Below are 16,753 nucleotides of genomic sequence, written 5' to 3' on the forward strand. Positions count from 1 at the left end.
GTATGCGTATGAAAGCATTATTTTATTTGACGCTCTTAACTGCGTTTAGCCTTAATTCCTGCACACAGCAGGACAATACAACCGATCTTGCCTATACTACTGCCACCTCCGGTCAGGAGCCACTACCGGACTATGTAAGAAAGGCGCTAAACAGCGAATCGCTGGAAGATACCGTGGTGCATACGGAGGAGGAGTGGCGTAAGCTGCTGACGAAGGAGGAGTATTTTGTAATGCGGGAGGAGGGAACCGAACCTGCATTTAAAAACGAATACAATGACAATAAAGAAGAAGGAATCTACTACTGTGCAGCCTGCCATAATCCGATGTTTACCTCTTATACTAAGTTTGACTCAGGCACAGGATGGCCAAGTTTTTATGCGCCGATCTCCAAAAAAAGAGTGAAGGAAGTAGAGGATAGAACCATGGGTATGGTAAGGACCGAAGTAGAATGCGCCCGTTGTGGCTCCCATATCGGCCATGTTTTCCCGGATGGACCGGAGCCTACAGGTCTGCGCTATTGCCTTAATTCTGCAGCCCTCGATTTCGAGAAAAAAGAATAAATGACATTTTAGTGTTCTTGATTGTAGCTTTGCTGTTGCCAAATTGCTGAAAGGTTCTTTGGCAACAGTTTTTTTGCATAATATTTAAAACATGAATCATCGGATTGAGGCGCTGCAAGAGGCGCTAAAGGAGCATCGGCAACGTTTGCTGCAGCACAATGTTTACCAGAGCCTGGAAACACTCGACAACCTGAAAGTCTTTATGCAGCACCATGTTTTTGCGGTGTGGGATTTTATGAGCCTGTTAAAAGGATTGCAACGCGACCTTACCTGTGTTACCCTTCCCTGGATACCGACTGGCAACCCATCAACCCGCCGTTTAATAAATGAGATTGTGCTGGAAGAGGAGACGGATGTAGACCAGCAGGGGCATCCAGTAAGCCATTTTGAGCTATACCTTCGGGCAATGGATGAGTGCGGCGCTGATAAAAGCCAGATCCAGCAGCTCATAAAAAATATTCAGCAAGGCAGTAGTATGGCTGGTGCTTTAGACCAGGTACAGGTTCATTCGTCTGTTAAAGCATTCGTTCATAACACCTTTCGTATCATTAACCTGGAGGGTACACACGCTATGGCGGCCGCATTCACATTTGGCCGTGAAGACCTGATCCCGGATATGTTCCGCAGCCTGATCGCTGACCTGAACAATCGTTACCCGGGCAAGCTGAACACTTTCATTTATTACCTTGATCGGCATGTTCAGCTGGATGAAGAAGTGCATACTCCGCTTGCAATGCAAATGGTGAGTGAGTTATGCGGAGACAATGATAAGAAATGGCAGGAAGCACTGGAAGTGTCCAAAGTGTGTATAGAGCAGCGCATGGAGCTATGGAACGGCATCCGTAGTCAGATAGGCGCAGAAGTTATTTAAGGACAGCACGCAATTGCTCTGCTATTCATAAGCGATTCTTAAGGCTTATCTTTCCGGTATACCAGCATTAGCATTTATCTTTTAACAATCTGTAGAAACCTGCCGTACCTTATCCTAAACTAAAAGATAAAACTATGGAAGAGTTACACTCCGATGCAGACAATATAGAAAATACCGCTCAATGTATCATGGATGCTTTTAAAGCGTTTGATATCCGGGAAGGTGAAGTATTACACTACCAGCAACTATACCCTTTTCTGCAGGATCGGTACCCGCATTACAAGGATGTGCAAAAGGAGGCTGAGCATCACATAACCAAAGAAGGGTATGTAAATCCGGCTCCTGATGGACTAATGCTGACACAAGTGGGCAGCGAGCATGTATGGGGTAATAAAGGCTGATGCAATACTAAACGCCTTTAATTGTTGGGTAATGTTTTAGAAGGCCTGGTAAGCGTTACGACCTCTTCTGCGTATATAAAAGTAGTGCTCCTCTCAATTGGGGCAGCTTTATTTTACTGAAGAGGCACATGAAAGCATATATAAAGATCATTTTAGGTACAAGTATTTTAGCCGTAGCTGGCTGTACTTCCCTTTCAGAAGGGCAGGAGAATCTTCCGCCTGGTCCGGCAGTGGAACAACGGGTACGCTACAGAGGCAATGCACAGGCAGACTTGCGTGAACGAATGGACCAGGAGGCCAGCGAGATCAACCGTAAACGGAACATTGAGCAGTTCGATAGAAATAAAGCGGCTATGACGCCACCAGATCTCCGGCCACAACAGCTGCCCTTTTCTCCCATAGATTCTACCAGGCATAACATTTACTGGCCAATACGCCCGGTTATCAGGCCGATACAGGTTAAGCAGGATTAAAACAAAAAGCGCCAACCATTACATGTGGTTGGCGCTTTTTGTGAAGGGGGAAGATTATTTCTTCTTTTTCTTCTCCTCTTTTACTTTTGTAGGCTTTTCATCACCCACGTGCAGTTCATCCGGTTCGAGGTCAACATACACTTCATTTTCTTTGGGTGTCATTTCTGATTCTTTGTCAACTTTTTCAGGCGCCGGCTTATTCTGAATTTTTTCGTCTTTGCCTTTCTCGCCCAGGCTGTCTCCTTCGTGTTTGGTGGTTCGGAAGTTATCTTTTTGCTTCATCTCAAAGTATAGATTAGGTGATGCTCTGTCTTACGGAAATCCGAAGGATAAGTCAGGGCTTGAAACGGTATTTTGACACTTTAGGAGTTGAGGGAGGTGCAATCCGTTCGCTATTTGTATATTTGCTTTTTAAATACGAGACATGACAACTACACCAAAACGCTATACTGTAACAGCAGCACTTCCTTATGCCAACGGCCCGGTTCACATCGGTCACCTGGCGGGGGTATACTTGCCTGCTGATATTTATGTGCGCTACCTGCGTTTGCAGAACCGCGACGTGAAATTTATCTGTGGATCGGATGAGCATGGTGTGCCAATCACAATACGTGCTAAAAAAGAAGGCATTACGCCTCAGCAGGCCGTTGATAAGTACCACGAACTGATCAAGAAGTCTTTCGAGGATTTCAATGTATCGTTTGATGTGTATGACCGCACTTCCTCTGCCATCCACCATGAAACTGCCTCTGAGTTTTTTAAGAAGCTGTATGAAGAAGGCAAGTTCATTGAACAGACCACGCAGCAGTATTACGATGAAACTGCACAGCAATTCCTGGCTGACCGCTACATAGTAGGTACCTGCCCCAAGTGCGGCAACGAGAACGCTTACGGCGATCAGTGCGAAAGCTGCGGAACATCGTTAAACGCTACTGACCTTATAAATCCAAAAAGTACTCTGAGCGGCGCAGTGCCGGTAATGCGCGAAACAAAGCATTGGTACCTGCCCCTGAATGAGTATGAGCCCTGGCTGCGCGAGTGGATCGTTGAAGGCCATAAAGGTGATTGGAAGCCAAATGTATACGGGCAGTGCAAAAGCTGGATAGACCAGGGCTTGCAGCCACGCGCCGTTACCCGCGACCTGGACTGGGGAGTGCCTGTGCCTGTAGAAGGGGCAGAAGGGAAAGTGCTTTATGTGTGGTTCGATGCGCCAATCGGTTATATTTCTGCTACCAAAGCACTTACACCGGACTGGGAGAAATACTGGAAAGACGAGGAAACAAAGCTGGTGCACTTCATCGGTAAGGACAACATTGTATTCCATTGTATCATCTTCCCGAGTATGTTAAAAGCACACGGCGATTTTATACTTCCGGATAACGTACCAGCCAACGAGTTTCTGAACCTGGAAGGGGATAAGATCTCTACCTCCCGGAACTGGGCTGTGTGGCTGCACGAATACCTGCAGGACTTTGATGGCAAGAGTGATGTGCTGCGCTATGTTCTTTGCGCTAACGCCCCTGAAACCAAAGACAACGACTTTACCTGGAAAGACTACCAGGCCCGCAACAATAATGAGCTGTTGGCTATTCTGGGCAACTTTATAAACCGCGCAGTGGTGCTTACACAAAAGTACTACGACGGCACAGTGCCTGCCACCAACAACCTGCACGACTACGATAAAGAAGTTCTGGAGGTGCTGAACGGAATGCCAATGGTGATTGCTACCTATATTGAGCGTTACCGTTTCAGAGATGCTTTAAGCGAGTTAATGAACCTGGCTCGCCTGGGTAATAAGTATCTGGCCGATACAGAGCCCTGGAAACTGATCAAAACTGACGAAGAGCGGGTAAAGACCATCATGAATATTGCCTTGCAGATATCAGCGAGCCTGGCTATCCTGATGGAGCCGTTCCTGCCAACCTCAGCAGCCAAACTGCGCGATATGCTAAACATGAACCCGGGTATGTGGGCAGATGCTGGATCATCGGAGCTGCTGCCAGCCGGACATGTGATTGGTAAGCCGGAGTTGTTGTTTGAGAGAGTAGAAGATGCTGCTGTAGATGCCCAGGTGCAGAAACTTTTAGATACAAAAAAGGCTAACGAAATAGCTAATGCCGTAGCAGAACCTGCTAAGGAGAACATTACTTTTGAGGATTTTTCTAAAATAGACATCCGCATCGGCACTATTCTGGAAGCTGAAAAAGTAGCTAAGACGAAGAAGCTCCTGAAACTGAAGATTGATACCGGTATTGATCAGCGCACGGTAGTAAGTGGTATTGCTGAATTCTTTAACCCGGAAGATATCATTGGGCAACAAGTAAGTATTTTAGTCAACCTTGCGCCGCGCGAGATCAAAGGCATTACCAGCCAGGGGATGATCCTGATGGCGGAGAATGCGGACGGATCCCTTGCTTTTGTACAGCCAAGCAAGCAGGTAGTGAATGGCGGAGGCGTAAGCTAGAAGTATAAAAATTCATAAGAAGATAGTTCAGAAAAAAGCCTCACTTACCTTTTTGGTAGGTGAGGCTTTTTTTAGTAGCCCTTATCCTGAAACCATGCTTCCGCCTGCAGCCACAATAGGTTTTAGTGTACGTTTGTTCGGTTCTATTTTTCCTATAACCCAGTAAAAGCCAATAGCAGTGACCAATGCCAATGCCCCCGTTGACCACCACAGCGTAGTAAAACCGTAAGCAGCAATAATAGTAGTACCCAGGAAAGGGGCTATTACATGCGCAACAGAGTAGGAGATGGTGTAGAGCCCTATATATGCGCCCCTATTGCTCGGTGATGATCGTTCAACCGCGATTGTGTTCATAAATGGCATCGCCAGTATTTCTGCAATACTGAGCAGCAGCATTGAAACGTAAAGTATAGCCAGGTGCTGCACCAGGTTGAGGAGCATGAATGAAACTCCCAGAATCAGGACGCCTGCCGCTATCAGAATTGACTTTTTGATTTTCTCACCGACCAGGTATACAATGATCATTTCCATTAAAAATACGATCAGCCCGTTTAGGGCCATTAGTGCACCTATACTGCTTTCAGACAAGACGTAGGCCTGTCTGTAATACAGCGGTAAAGTAGTAAACAGCTGGAAAAAGATAATGGCAAAGCAGCTGCACAGGATGGCAAAGAGAATATAGTAACCGTCTCTGTAAGGAGATCGCACGGCAGGGGCGTCAGAAATTTCCTGCCTGGATTTGCTTTCCGGACGATGCCCTTGCTGGTTACGGAAGTATAAAAAGAAAAAGATACCAGCCGCAATACACGTTGCACCATCTGCCACAAACAGCCAACGGTATGAAATAGCCGCCAGAAATCCGCCAACTGCCGGACCAACCGAGAAGCCCAGGTTAATAGCCATCCGGTTCAGTGAAAAGGCCCGCGTCATGTTTTCAGGGCGCGCATAGTGGGCTATAGAAGCTGAGTTGGCTGGGCGTAAGGTGTCGTTTACCAAGCTAAGTATAAAAACACCCATTGCCAGGTACTCGAACTGTTTTAAGTTGAGGAGCAGGAAATATAGTAAACCGCCAAGGGTTAAGGCCACGAACTGCACCCGGAAATGCCCGATCCTGTCCGTGAGCCAGCCACCTAAAAAAGAGCCACAAACAGAGCCCATCCCATAGATGCTTAATATGATGCCTGCCTCCTTCAAACTGTACCCTAACATATCTGTTACATACAGGCTCAGGAAGGGTGTAACCATTGAGCCGCTGCGGTTTATCAGCATCACCAGCGACATCATCCAGGCGGGTTTTGAGAGGCCGCCAAAGGCATTACGGTAGAGTAGGAGGACTTTTTTCATAGTTAGATCGGAGAGTGTAGCAAAAAAGCAAATGTAACTGATTCTTTAGAAGTTGTGGGGCAGCTTATGCTAAAAAAGAAGCCTCACCCAAATTAAATTGAGTGAGGCTTCTTTTTTAGATGGCGTTCTTACTTCGTATTAAACTGGTTCATGGTGCGTTCTAAGCCAATAGTTCCGAAAGCGAGAATAGCGTCAGCTGCTTTTTCTATTAATGTTTGCAGCTCTATCTGTTCATCCTCACTAAACTTATTAAGCACATAATCCACCTGTTTGCCTTTATGGAAGTTGTCGCCAACTCCAAATCGCAGGCGAGGGTAGTTATTGTGGCTTAGCGTCTGTTCAATGTGTTTCAAGCCATTATGACCACCGGCACTACCTTTTGCCCGGATACGGATCTTACCGAACGGCAAGGCAATATCGTCTGTTACGACCATCATCTGTTCGGCAGGCAATTTCAAGGAGTTTAGCCAATGACCAACTGCTTTGCCGCTCAGGTTCATGTAAGTGGTTGGCTTTACCAGAACAAATGTGCGTCCTTTCGTTTTTATTTCGGTTACAAAAGCGTGTCGGCCGGTATCAAACGAAGCATCAAATTTTTTGGCCAGGTAGTCCAGCACCATAAATCCGATGTTGTGGCGTGTTTCAGCATATTCCGGGCCTATGTTACCAAGACCCACAATCAGGTATTTCATACTTGTATCTTCGGGGGTGGCAAGCGTTTTTGATGTAAACCCCAGCCACTGTTTAAATATATTCAGCATCTATACAGGACAAAAGACACAGGGTAGGGCTCAAGTTAAATGCAACTGATCCTGAATCCCTAAAAGCACTGTTCGGTTATACTTTTAGAGTATAAATGTGCTGTGGTTTGCCACTTTTATCTTAAGTCTTAAAAATAATTTAAACAAAAAATCCTGCCCCGCTTGTAGGCAGGACAGGACTTGATGTGTTAAAGCAGTGATTTGCTTATTTCTTGCCACCACGAGCTTCTTCCATCTGAGCACTCTTAAGCGCACGAGGAATAGTAACTGTAGCAACAGGAGCAAGCGCATTTGTCAAGATCTCATAATCGCCACCTTTGATCTTGTTAACTTTGATAGACTTACCAAGTTCAAGATCAGAAATATCAACTTCGATATAATCTGGCAGGTTAGCAGGAAGCGCTTTGATCTTAAGCTTACGCAGCTTAGTTACAAGCTTACCACCAAGCATTACACCTGGAGAGTTACCTACCATTTTAACCGGGATCTCAATTTTAACTGGCTTGTCATCCTGAAGTTCAAGGAAGTCAACGTGCAGAAGCATTTCGTTTACAGGGTGGAACTGTACATCCTGCATGATCGCTCTGTAGTGCGTGCCTTCGATGTTCAAATCTACTTCGTATACTTCTGGAGAATAAACTAAGTCTCTGAACAGGATAGCTGGTGCATAGAAGTGAACTTGCTCTGAACCGCCATAAAGTACACCTGGTACAAAAGACTCATTGCGCAGGTCTTTCGACTGCTGCTTGCCGAGATTTGCTCTTTTAAACCCTATAATCTCTAAAGTTTTCATAAAAATGAATTTGTTATAAATATTTATCGCTACAAAAGTATAGCCTCGTTAAATAAACAGCGAGCTGATCGATTCGTGTGTAACCACATTGTTGATCGCTCTGGCAAACAGGTCCGAGAATGAGAGTACCTTTATTTTAGAACACTCGTGCTTCAGCGGAATTGTATCCGAAACAACTAGTTCTTCCAGTACTGAGTTCTCGATGCGCTCATAGGCAGGGCCGGAAAGTACCGGATGCGTTGCTATGGCACGAACTGTTTTTGCGCCTTTCTCTTTTAAAAGAGCTGCTGCTTTTGTGATGGTACCTGCAGTATCCACCATGTCATCTACCAGCACCACGTCCATGCCTTCTACATCACCGATCACCTGCATAGAGGCGATTTCGTTAGCACGTTTACGATGTTTGTCGCAGACAACCATTTCCGCACCAAAATTCTTTGCAAATGCCCTGGTTCTCACTACGCCCCCTACGTCAGGTGAAGCGAAGAGGAGGTCATTACCAAGATTCAGACTGCGAAGGTAAGGCACAAAAATGGCGGAACCATCTAAATGATCTACCGGTATGTCAAAAAATCCCTGTATCTGTCCAGCGTGCAGGTCGCAGGTCATCAGGCGGTCTGTGCCAACGGACTGAATAGCGTTCGCTACTACCTTCGATCCGATCGAAACACGTGGTTTGTCTTTTCTGTCCTGGCGGGCATAACCATAGTATGGCATTACCACAATTACCTTGTGTGCCGAAGCGCGCTTGGCGGCATCTACCAGCAACATAAGTTCCATCAGGTTATCAGCCGGAGGAAACGTAGACTGCACAATAAAAACCTCTGCACCTCGCACTGACTCATTAAAGTGCACCCCGATCTCGCCATCGCTGAAACGAGAAATTGTCAAGTCACCGAGTTTGGTGCCATAAGCGGCAGCAATCTTTTCGGCTAAATAGCTGGATGCAGTACCAGAAAATATCTTTACCTGTGGCATAAGGATGCTAAATGCTAAAGTGTTGACGATTTAGGTTTAGTTTATTATGCCTGCAAAGCTACCAAAAATACTGATACGTGACACGATATATTTCTGATATTTAATTACTTACACCTGCTGTATAAGCAAAAAAGAACAACACCCGTTGCGGATGTTGTTCTTTTTAAGTTGTCCGACCAGAACTAACTTTCAAAGAACACTACCACAGCAGGGTTACATTAATTTTTAATATGTTGTCTAAAGCTACGCAATGGCACATCTCGTGCTATTGATTGGTTTCATTTATTTCAGTAAGTTTACATTAAATGTTTCACATGTTGTTTATCGTGTCATTGTTTCACACGATGTAGCACGAACAAGCAGAAGTTTGGTGCTGTGAAACATCGAAAATTCTATTTCGGATGCAAAAGTAAATGAAGTTATGAAAGAAGCCAAAATTAAAGCACGAGTAAATGGTAAAAATACGCATGTTACAATCTACATAAGTTGTAGCGTTGGGCGTAAGGTCATTCGGGAGAATACTGGCGTGTACATACCATGTGAGAACTGGAGTGATGCTATCAAACGAGTAGTACCAAATGGTAAAATCACAAAAGAGAAAGCAAACGAATATAACCAGATTATCGGTGATTTATACCTTGAAATTTCGACCAAATTGGATCAGCTTTCGGATAGCGATACAAGAGATGACCTTATGAGGTTGTTGCGTAACGAGATGCAAAACGAAGCTACAGCTGAGGTTAAACAGGTGTATAGCTTACTGGATGTATGTCAACTTGTAATTGATCATTCCTCTGGTGATAATCCAAGAAGATACACGCACAAAGGTGGTGCGATATCAGCGAAGACTATAAAGCAGTACAACAATACGTTGAACACCCTGAAAGATTTTGAAGTATCGCAGGGTAAAAGCCTCTCGGATTGGAATTACATCGGTGGGGACTTCTATGTAGATCTGAAAAATTATCTCTACGCAAAAATGCAAGTTGATTCTTCGATCGACAAGTTGATAAAGAACCTAAAATCGTTTCTCCTGTACATTTATGACGAAGAAGTCATAGATATCCCCAGACTAAACCTAAAGAAGTGGAAGCGGATAAACGTTACTGGTCAAACAGTAGTCTACCTTCTTAACGATGAATACAACATCCTACAACAGATGCCAATCTCTGAACCGCACTTAGACCGAACGAGAGATCTATTTTGCTTTCAAACAGATAATTGCTTGCGAGTTGGTGACTTAATGAAGGTTAGGAGGTATCACTTTAACCATGATTACACCAAAATGGACATCACGCATGAGAAAACTAACACCGACACCAAGCATATTCAAACGGCATTTTCTCTTTCCGTTATCAAAAAGTATAAAGGAATGTTGGCTAACGGACGTGTCATTCCAAATGATATAACAGAGCAGGTATATAATCGTCAATTAAAAGAAGTGATTAAGCTTTTGGCAACGTACATCGAGAAGCTTCGAGAAGGAGGGGTGTTAGAGAAGATTTCTCCAGTACTTGAAAACTGCGACAAGTTACTTGTTCGAGATCTCACAGTTAAAGTACCGTTCATCTCCACCATAAGACAAAAGAAAAAGGTGGAGTATGACTACCTATATAACAGATTTTCCAGCCACGATGCCCGATCCACCTTTATCACGTGTATGCTTATCGCTGGTGAGAACCAAGAAATGATCAAAAAGAAGTCTGGGCATGCTGCTAACTCACCTGCTTTTAAGAGATATTTTGACATCTCAAGCGAAGTAATGAACCAGTTCGTTGTGAAGAAACAGGATAAGATGTTTAAGAAAATAGATTCGCAATATTTCGCATCTTTGTCTGCATGAAAATTGAAGATAAGAATGCGTTGTACCTAAGTCATCTCAAGCTTCTGTATGAATTATCCGTGCAGAAGCAAGATGATGTGGACATTAATTACGTTGTAAAAAGTTTCCTTCAGAGGAAATCAATGGATCTAAAAGTGTCGCAGTCTGAGTTAATTGGTCGCTTAACGGTAGCTACAACAGTGGCGAAACGTAAGATTGTAACTACGTTGTTGATGATCGAGGAAGAAATCGAAAAGGAGATGCTTGAGCAGGGTATTAACTTAGATTCTACTAACCAGTATCGGTATAGCCTTGCAAACATCCAAGTGTTCTATGATAAATTTGCCAATAGAAAGATATCACGGCAGGCACTGAACAAGCAAAAGAATAGCATCCTACCACTAAAGCAACTACCGAATGAATATGCATCGGTCTTAGAAAATGAATTGCTTGAATATTTTTATTTGCAGACAGGTGTAAAACTGGACGTTGATTTGATAAGACCGATGGCATATAAGAAACCACTACAAGACAGCCACAAATTATAAGGTTGATTACCTCGCCAGCTTCAGGATCCTGAGTGTACTTCTGATAACGATCACGAACTTATAACACTTAAACTAAGTCTGGTATTGCTGAATAAGTGCGCAGCACGAAAAAAATAGCGAATGCTACGCCTCAGTCAATGCAGTTTAGCGTGAAGATTATGTTAGTGAACCATTGGTGGTTGCCGAATTTGGTAGTATTTCCTTTTCAATTAGTAGCTTTTACCTGTGAATTTTATTTTCCGTGTTTTTACCAATTTTAATTATTGTATGCGTTAAGTTTGTAGATACAAAACATAAACCTTAGAGAAAGTGAGCGCACTAATTGAGTTTTTAAAGAAGATTGAGTCAAACGACTGCGATTTGATTGTACTCACCTCCATAGGTGGTGAACGGCTCTACTGTCGTTTCTTTAAGGGCGGATTGTACAAAGACCGAATGTTTGTCAATGAAGAGAACATCATGGCAACCCTATTGGCAGTTTGCGGAGAAGGAGAAGAAATCGATGCAAGTGGAGTAAGCAGACTACGGAAAATGTTTACGCCAGCTTAGGCGGTCTATTCTACATCAGAGAATCTTAACTACAATAAATTACATGAAACGAATACCTTTCTTAATGGTGCTGCTGCTGTCTATCGTATCGCTTAGTAGCTGTGACAAGTGCGATGGCGAAAAGCCGAGAGCGAGAATAATCAATAACGGCACGGACGATGCGAGCGTGCAGATCAAAACATCAGGTGGAAGCACTGAGAACCTGAACAATGTCCCGACTGGCTCAACCTCGGATTTCAGAGGCTACGATGCAGGTTTGATCACTTTTACCGTTACGGTTGACAAAGTTGAGTACGTGGAAAGTGTGCAAATGAGCGAGTGCTATGAATACGATATTACCATCGATCCAAACAACAACATTTCAACAACACCAAGAGATAGGAATGATTAAGCAGTTCTTCACATAAAGAAACCCTAAAAGGCTGCTGTTAAAAGGTGGTTGGTGATCTTAATGTCTCCCGACCACCTTTTTCTTTTACCCTGTTCCTTTTCGTGAACACAGATTGATAGTTCTTTGCAAAATTGTTTTTGCTGCCATTAACCAGCGCAGCAACTCATTTTCTTCACGTCTTTGGTAAAGGACATCGCTGCCAGCTTCACGCCTTCTGCCAAGGTCAGGTACGGGTGCAGTGCCGAGGCGAGTTCTTTTACTGTGATGCCGTACTTGATGGCAAGGCTCAGTTCCATGGTCAGTTCGCTCCCTTCTGGTGCGACAATCCTTGCCCCCAGTAACTGATCTGTATCGGGATTGCGGATTACCCTGTTCTGCTGCCTCTCGCTCGTCCATGCCCACGCCAGCAAATTGTCGTGGTACACTCTCTGAAAAACTGTGTTCACTATAAATTCTTATTCGTTTAGTGTGTCTGTAGTATACGCTTTATGCTTTCGCTCTCGATCGGTTTTTGAAAATAACCCGAAACTATAGGGTACTCTTTTGCCCTTCGCTCGTCAGTGGGGGCTACGGATGAAGATAAGATGTATACGTTGCATGAAGCTGGAATCCTTGAGCCATATCCTGCCAACGCATCCAGAAATTCCCAACCACTCATAACAGGCATATTCAAGTCCAGTAAGATGACATCTGGCAGATGGATAAAATCATCGTCTTCCAATGCTTGCAATGCGCTTTTGGCATTGAGAAAAGATCTAACTTCGAGTGCTGCTTCTTCCAACTCAAGCAAAGTCTGAGTTAAAAAAAGGCACAGATCATCATCGTCTATTATAAAAATTTTCAATTTAGACATTCGGGAAGTGTACATTGAACGTTGTGCCTACTCCAACATAGCTGTTAACATCCACGGTGCCACCCATTGCATCAACGTGCGCCTTTACCAGATATAAGCCTATACCATTGCCTTTTTGGTCTGTGTGGAAACGCTTGTAAAGCTTGAACACATTATCACCAGCCTTTTCCATATCGAAACCAGATCCGTTATCAGAAAATTCGACATTGACACCATGCACAGCGTTGGCGCATCCTCTAACTCGAACTTGGAGAACACGCTCTTCTGACCTGTACTTGATAGCGTTTGAAAGCAGATTCTGTAAGATGCTGTAAAGGTAGGCTTTGTTAGCATTCACAAGTAAACCTTCCTGTAAGAGATCAACGAACTCACCCCCACACTCACTTATCTGGTCTTGGAAAGAGTGCAGCACTTGTTGCATGATAAGCTTAACGTCCACCTGTTCCCGCTCTAAAGTGATCTTGCTGTCTCTAATGTTTAGTATGGTGTTCATGTCTCTCACGACATTATCAAGCCTAAGTACGCTCTCTTGAAGGTTGTTCAATGATTTACTAAACAAAGGAGAGGCTTTACCAACCTTATCTAATAGACCTGCAAGCCCAAGAATGTTCGCCACGGGTGCCCTGAGATTATGGGAGACGATGTAGGTGAACTGCTGCAAGTCCTTGTTTTGCCTGTACAGATCCTGTGCCAGCCTCGACAGCTCAAGCTCCTTCTCCTTAAGAGCTGTGATGTCTGTGTGTACTTCGATGAACTGTTCCAGTTTGTTGTTCTTGTCAAAGGTAGAGGTTATGTCAACTTTAACCCAAACTTCTTCTTGGTCTTTTGTGACATTAATGACTTCAAAGCTGATGGGCTTGCCACTAAGCAGTTCTGCCTCCAAAGCCTCGTAGGCGGTTCTGTCCGTGTTGTGGTTATGCAGAAACTCTGATGGTCGTTTGCCGACCGCCTCCTGCATCGTATAGCCCATAAGCTTCGTGAAGCCATCGTTCACCCACTCAATCTTCCAGTCCTTGTCGGCAATGATCACGCTGTTGTTGGTCTTGCTTGCCACCAGCGAAAGCTTTTGCAGCTCCTTGCGTGTCTTCACCCTCTCTGTGATGTCAGACTGGATAGCTACATACTGGACAGTCTCTCCGTTTTCATCTTGAACAGGAACGTTCTCTATCGATAGCCACAGTTCTTCTCCGCACTTTGTGCGGTTTAGCACCTCATAAAATACAGGCTTTCTATCAAGTAGCTGCTCCCTCACAGAATCCAGAGCAGCCAAATCTGTCTGTTCGTGCGCCAGAAACTCAATTGGTCTTTTCCCGATCGCTTCTTCAAGGGTGTACCCCGTGAGCCTTGTGAAGCCCTCGTTCACCCACTCAATCCTGCGTTCATTGTTCATAATCACCACTCCGTTGGTTGACTTGCTGGCAACCAAGGAAAGCTTCTCAAGTTCCTGCTTGGTTTTCCTCTGCTCTGTTACATCGATAAAGTAAACTGACACTCCCTTTTCAGAGGGATAAATGCTGAACTCATAGGTCAGTCCAGTGTGGGGGAAATATTCCTCAAAGTGAGCAGGTGCACCACTGGCTGCGACTTCATGACATTTCCTATGGAACAAGGAAGAGACGATTCTCGGGAACACCTCCCAAATACACCTGCCGATCATCTCATGCTTCTTATAGCCTTCGTGCTTGGCGAATACGGAGTTAACATACGTAAACCTCGATTCGCTGTCGAGTGCGATAAAAGCATCCGTGATGCTCTCTAAGATGGTATTCAGTTCATGTGCCTGTTGCTGTATGGTAGTGTAGGAGCGGACGATGGGTGTGATATCCTTTGCGATCGTCTGAACCCTGACGATTTCGTTGTCTACTACGATCGGGTGTTTCTCTACGTCAAATACTCTTGTCTCTCCATGCTGCTCCAACTCAAGGTCGAATCTCGTGGCTTTGCCTAACAGCGTTTGCTTTAAACTGATCTCATTGACGAAAGCCATCTCAGGGAGAAGAACACGGGAAACGTGAGAGCCGATAATCTGCTGATCACTCACACCGAAGGCAGCACGGAATCGTTGGTTAACCTTCGTAATAACACCATTCCTGTCCTCGACAAACATTATGTCAGGACTGTTGTCAAACAAAGCTCGGTAGTATTGCTCGCTCTGCTGCAAGCGTGTCTGCTGGATCTTTTGCGCTGTGATGTCACGCCCGATGCAGTGGAGTGTGTGCTGGTCTTCTGACCAGATGCCCGACCAGTGAACGGTGACTATATGTCCATCTCTGTGAGCAAAGCGGTTCTCAAAGGATACTTTCCTGCTGGTTTCAAAGGCTTCCTCCACGGCTGCGATAGTGTGCATGTGGTCATCAGGGTGAACGAAGTCAAGGTAGTTTCTGCCTATGAGTTCTGTGCTGGTGTATCCTGTGATGCCCTTACAGGCTTCGTTGACGAAGATGATTATTCCTTCCCGATCAACACACCCAAAAATATCTGGGGCGTGCGCTAACATCTTTGCAAAATCGAGAGGACTTTGATAAAAGGTCACTATGGGTAAAATTAAGTTTTGTTCTCAAGCACAGGAAGCTGTGCCAACCTTTGCTCTGCTAATTAATATGGAGTGACAAATATAGGACTTTTTTGTTGAGTACTCATGCTATTTGCTTGAATCTGATAGTATTAGTGAAAGTCATATGTAGAGGGTAATGCCAGTCAGTTGTAGTTTTCATTCACTGGTGATTTGTAGTGGTACTTTCTGATTTTTGCTGGATCAATCTTCTTGCCTGAAACATTATAGAAGTACTCTATCAAATCTGATTCCAACACGCTGTTATATTCATGAGGAAGTGAAATCTTCTTCAGTTTGCTAAAGCCGTGCTGGTCAGGTGTCATGTGGTCGTTGATAGTTTTGCGATGTACCTTTTTGCTTAATACATCTCTGTAAACCTTCACGATGCCTTGCACAGAGTAACGATATTCCGTTAGATGTTTGGGTAAATCAGCTTCCTCGATGCGTGTTTGCTCTAACTGAATTTTGAGTAACGCAGAGAACCACTTCTTTCTAAAGGCTTCAAAATTTGTCTGGAAAGTGTTTAATATGTCGGTTTCCAATGCGTTCTTCTTGGATGCGTTACGTCTTACGTGCATGTTCAACATCATCATGATGTCGTCTTCGTGCACGAGTGCATCGTCATAATTTGAAACAAGATTTATAGTATCTTGAATGTCTACCTGTATCATATTGGGTAATGTGTAATGTTGTTATGCTGCGAGTGCTACGGTCGGTGTTGAACCTGAATTCTGATGCTAAACTGCTCGGTTGTCTATAAAGGACACCTAAAATGCACCATATGGGCATTTAAATGCATTTTTGTTTCAGTATGTGAAACATTTTGAGAAACTAAGCCTGATTTTCGCAGTTTTCGGGTGTTTTATCGGTTCTTGTAGAGGCTTACCTGGTTGCCCCACCCAAGCGTTCATAGCATTGTCGGCACGAGCAAAAGCCATATCATAACAACATTTCTCCTTCTCGATCTCGATAAATTTCTGGAAGTTGCTACTTCCATGAACGGTATTGTGCCAAATCACCTTGGTTAGTAAACGTTTCAATCAGGTGCTGACAAGTACTTGATGTTGGGTTGTATTACTGGCTTATTATCCATCGGTAGGTTTTTAAATTATTGCATGTTCGTGGTTTTAAACGGACAAGTAAATGAAATGTTCATTGTAAAAATCACATTCCTTGTAGTGTTCAATTTGCTGTTGTGAAATTTGGTGTGCAATAGCGTGAAGCAACCAAAATAAGCATTTTTAGATACAAAAATCGCTATTATGTCTGTCTATGAAACTTGGTTTCGATGGTATGACAAATATATTATACGATTTTAATTATATTGTATTAGTGCAATTTTGGTTTTTGTTAGATTTGCATCTAAAATCTTTGTGTCTGGTACGATATCA

18 protein-coding genes are annotated in these 16,753 nt (G+C 44.0%); 9 read left to right on the top strand and 9 right to left on the bottom strand.

Annotation, left to right across the window (positions count from 1 at the left end):
* Positions 1-8: 8 nt before the first annotated feature.
* From msrB to ACSX1A_RS00480, 4 genes are all read left to right on the top strand, one after another.
* Positions 9-560, top strand: coding sequence for a peptide-methionine (R)-S-oxide reductase MsrB (gene msrB / locus ACSX1A_RS00465; RefSeq protein ID WP_439881636.1), 552 nt, complete (start codon positions 9-11; stop codon positions 558-560).
* Positions 561-651: 91 nt separating this feature from the next.
* Positions 652-1,431: a DUF3050 domain-containing protein gene (locus ACSX1A_RS00470; RefSeq protein ID WP_439881637.1), complete on the top strand. Its 780-nt coding sequence runs from the start codon at positions 652-654 to the stop codon at positions 1,429-1,431.
* A gap of 134 nt (positions 1,432-1,565) precedes the next feature.
* On the top strand, positions 1,566-1,832 hold the full coding sequence (locus ACSX1A_RS00475; protein WP_439881638.1) for a hypothetical protein: 267 nt from the start codon (positions 1,566-1,568) through the stop codon (positions 1,830-1,832).
* Positions 1,833-1,960: 128 nt separating this feature from the next.
* Complete coding sequence (locus tag ACSX1A_RS00480; RefSeq protein WP_439881639.1) at positions 1,961-2,305, top strand: hypothetical protein; 345 nt, start codon at positions 1,961-1,963, stop codon at positions 2,303-2,305.
* A 54-nt stretch (positions 2,306-2,359) separates the two neighbouring features.
* Here the strand turns inward: ACSX1A_RS00480 and ACSX1A_RS00485 are convergent, their stop codons facing one another.
* The gene (locus ACSX1A_RS00485) at positions 2,360-2,587 is read right to left on the bottom strand and encodes a hypothetical protein (RefSeq protein ID WP_439881640.1); all 228 of its coding nucleotides are present in this window, start codon (positions 2,585-2,587) and stop codon (positions 2,360-2,362) included.
* Between the two features lie 142 nt (positions 2,588-2,729).
* On the opposite strand from ACSX1A_RS00485, the gene metG reads away from it, so the two are divergent.
* Positions 2,730-4,769, top strand: a complete 2,040-nt coding sequence (gene metG / locus ACSX1A_RS00490) for a methionine--tRNA ligase (RefSeq protein ID WP_439881641.1) — start codon at positions 2,730-2,732, stop codon at positions 4,767-4,769.
* Positions 4,770-4,850: 81 nt separating this feature from the next.
* Here metG and ACSX1A_RS00495 read toward each other — a convergent pair whose 3' ends face one another.
* The 4 genes from ACSX1A_RS00495 to ACSX1A_RS00510 form a co-directional block, all read right to left on the bottom strand.
* Complete coding sequence (locus ACSX1A_RS00495) at positions 4,851-6,113, bottom strand: MDR family MFS transporter (RefSeq protein WP_439881642.1); 1,263 nt, start codon at positions 6,111-6,113, stop codon at positions 4,851-4,853.
* 128 nt (positions 6,114-6,241) lie between these two features.
* Positions 6,242-6,805 (bottom strand): aminoacyl-tRNA hydrolase, encoded by a 564-nt coding sequence (pth, locus tag ACSX1A_RS00500; protein ID WP_439883575.1) that lies wholly within the window; start codon positions 6,803-6,805, stop codon positions 6,242-6,244.
* A gap of 274 nt (positions 6,806-7,079) precedes the next feature.
* Entirely contained in the window at positions 7,080-7,667 is a 588-nt protein-coding gene (locus ACSX1A_RS00505) for a 50S ribosomal protein L25/general stress protein Ctc (RefSeq protein ID WP_439881643.1), read from the bottom strand.
* A 48-nt stretch (positions 7,668-7,715) separates the two neighbouring features.
* Positions 7,716-8,645 carry a ribose-phosphate pyrophosphokinase gene (locus ACSX1A_RS00510; protein ID WP_439881644.1) on the bottom strand — a complete coding sequence of 310 codons (930 nt, stop codon included), beginning with the start codon at positions 8,643-8,645 and terminating at the stop codon, positions 7,716-7,718.
* Positions 8,646-9,066: 421 nt separating this feature from the next.
* Between ACSX1A_RS00510 and ACSX1A_RS00515 the strand changes: the two genes are divergently transcribed.
* The 4 genes from ACSX1A_RS00515 (at position 9,067) to ACSX1A_RS00530 (ending at position 11,955) form a co-directional block, all read left to right on the top strand.
* Positions 9,067-10,488, top strand: coding sequence for a hypothetical protein (locus ACSX1A_RS00515; protein WP_439881645.1), 1,422 nt, complete (start codon positions 9,067-9,069; stop codon positions 10,486-10,488).
* Complete coding sequence (locus tag ACSX1A_RS00520) at positions 10,485-11,015, top strand: hypothetical protein (protein ID WP_439881646.1); 531 nt, start codon at positions 10,485-10,487, stop codon at positions 11,013-11,015. The genes ACSX1A_RS00515 and ACSX1A_RS00520 overlap by 4 nt, the downstream gene beginning before the upstream one ends.
* A gap of 309 nt (positions 11,016-11,324) precedes the next feature.
* Positions 11,325-11,564 (top strand): hypothetical protein, encoded by a 240-nt coding sequence (locus ACSX1A_RS00525; RefSeq protein WP_439881647.1) that lies wholly within the window; start codon positions 11,325-11,327, stop codon positions 11,562-11,564.
* Between the two features lie 43 nt (positions 11,565-11,607).
* Positions 11,608-11,955 (top strand): hypothetical protein, encoded by a 348-nt coding sequence (locus ACSX1A_RS00530; RefSeq protein ID WP_439881648.1) that lies wholly within the window; start codon positions 11,608-11,610, stop codon positions 11,953-11,955.
* Positions 11,956-12,101: 146 nt separating this feature from the next.
* Here ACSX1A_RS00530 and ACSX1A_RS00535 read toward each other — a convergent pair whose 3' ends face one another.
* The 4 genes from ACSX1A_RS00535 to ACSX1A_RS00550 all read right to left on the bottom strand — a co-directional run bounded on the left by ACSX1A_RS00535 (position 12,102) and on the right by ACSX1A_RS00550 (position 16,033).
* Entirely contained in the window at positions 12,102-12,380 is a 279-nt protein-coding gene (locus ACSX1A_RS00535; RefSeq protein ID WP_439881649.1) for a hypothetical protein, read from the bottom strand.
* Between the two features lie 38 nt (positions 12,381-12,418).
* On the bottom strand, positions 12,419-12,808 hold the full coding sequence (locus ACSX1A_RS00540; protein ID WP_439881650.1) for a response regulator: 390 nt from the start codon (positions 12,806-12,808) through the stop codon (positions 12,419-12,421).
* Positions 12,801-15,305: a PAS domain-containing sensor histidine kinase gene (locus tag ACSX1A_RS00545; RefSeq protein ID WP_439881651.1), complete on the bottom strand. Its 2,505-nt coding sequence runs from the start codon at positions 15,303-15,305 to the stop codon at positions 12,801-12,803. The genes ACSX1A_RS00540 and ACSX1A_RS00545 overlap by 8 nt, the downstream gene beginning before the upstream one ends.
* A gap of 200 nt (positions 15,306-15,505) precedes the next feature.
* Positions 15,506-16,033: a hypothetical protein gene (locus ACSX1A_RS00550; protein ID WP_439881652.1), complete on the bottom strand. Its 528-nt coding sequence runs from the start codon at positions 16,031-16,033 to the stop codon at positions 15,506-15,508.
* Between the last annotated feature and the right edge of the window lie 720 nt (positions 16,034-16,753).

Source organism: Pontibacter sp. MBLB2868, from assembly GCF_051904785.1.
Lineage (GTDB): Bacteria > Bacteroidota > Bacteroidia > Cytophagales > Hymenobacteraceae > Pontibacter.

Bases quoted from the DNA above. Each gene is read 5' to 3' on its own strand.
- ACSX1A_RS00520 (WP_439881646.1), top strand. From the start codon at position 10,485: ATGAAAATTGAAGATAAGAATGCGTTGTACCTAAGTCATCTCAAGCTT.
- ACSX1A_RS00480 (WP_439881639.1), top strand. From the start codon at position 1,961: ATGAAAGCATATATAAAGATCATTTTAGGTACAAGTATTTTAGCCGTA.
- ACSX1A_RS00510 (WP_439881644.1), bottom strand. From the start codon at position 8,645: ATGCCACAGGTAAAGATATTTTCTGGTACTGCATCCAGCTATTTAGCC.
- ACSX1A_RS00530 (WP_439881648.1), top strand. From the start codon at position 11,608: ATGAAACGAATACCTTTCTTAATGGTGCTGCTGCTGTCTATCGTATCG.
- ACSX1A_RS00485 (WP_439881640.1), bottom strand. From the start codon at position 2,587: ATGAAGCAAAAAGATAACTTCCGAACCACCAAACACGAAGGAGACAGC.
- ACSX1A_RS00505 (WP_439881643.1), bottom strand. From the start codon at position 7,667: ATGAAAACTTTAGAGATTATAGGGTTTAAAAGAGCAAATCTCGGCAAG.
- ACSX1A_RS00540 (WP_439881650.1), bottom strand. From the start codon at position 12,808: ATGTCTAAATTGAAAATTTTTATAATAGACGATGATGATCTGTGCCTT.
- ACSX1A_RS00495 (WP_439881642.1), bottom strand. From the start codon at position 6,113: ATGAAAAAAGTCCTCCTACTCTACCGTAATGCCTTTGGCGGCCTCTCA.
- pth (WP_439883575.1), bottom strand. From the start codon at position 6,805: ATGAAATACCTGATTGTGGGTCTTGGTAACATAGGCCCGGAATATGCT.
- msrB (WP_439881636.1), top strand. From the start codon at position 9: ATGAAAGCATTATTTTATTTGACGCTCTTAACTGCGTTTAGCCTTAAT.
- ACSX1A_RS00545 (WP_439881651.1), bottom strand. From the start codon at position 15,305: ATGTTAGCGCACGCCCCAGATATTTTTGGGTGTGTTGATCGGGAAGGA.
- ACSX1A_RS00470 (WP_439881637.1), top strand. From the start codon at position 652: ATGAATCATCGGATTGAGGCGCTGCAAGAGGCGCTAAAGGAGCATCGG.
- ACSX1A_RS00475 (WP_439881638.1), top strand. From the start codon at position 1,566: ATGGAAGAGTTACACTCCGATGCAGACAATATAGAAAATACCGCTCAA.
- metG (WP_439881641.1), top strand. From the start codon at position 2,730: ATGACAACTACACCAAAACGCTATACTGTAACAGCAGCACTTCCTTAT.
- ACSX1A_RS00550 (WP_439881652.1), bottom strand. From the start codon at position 16,033: ATGATACAGGTAGACATTCAAGATACTATAAATCTTGTTTCAAATTAT.
- ACSX1A_RS00515 (WP_439881645.1), top strand. From the start codon at position 9,067: ATGAAAGAAGCCAAAATTAAAGCACGAGTAAATGGTAAAAATACGCAT.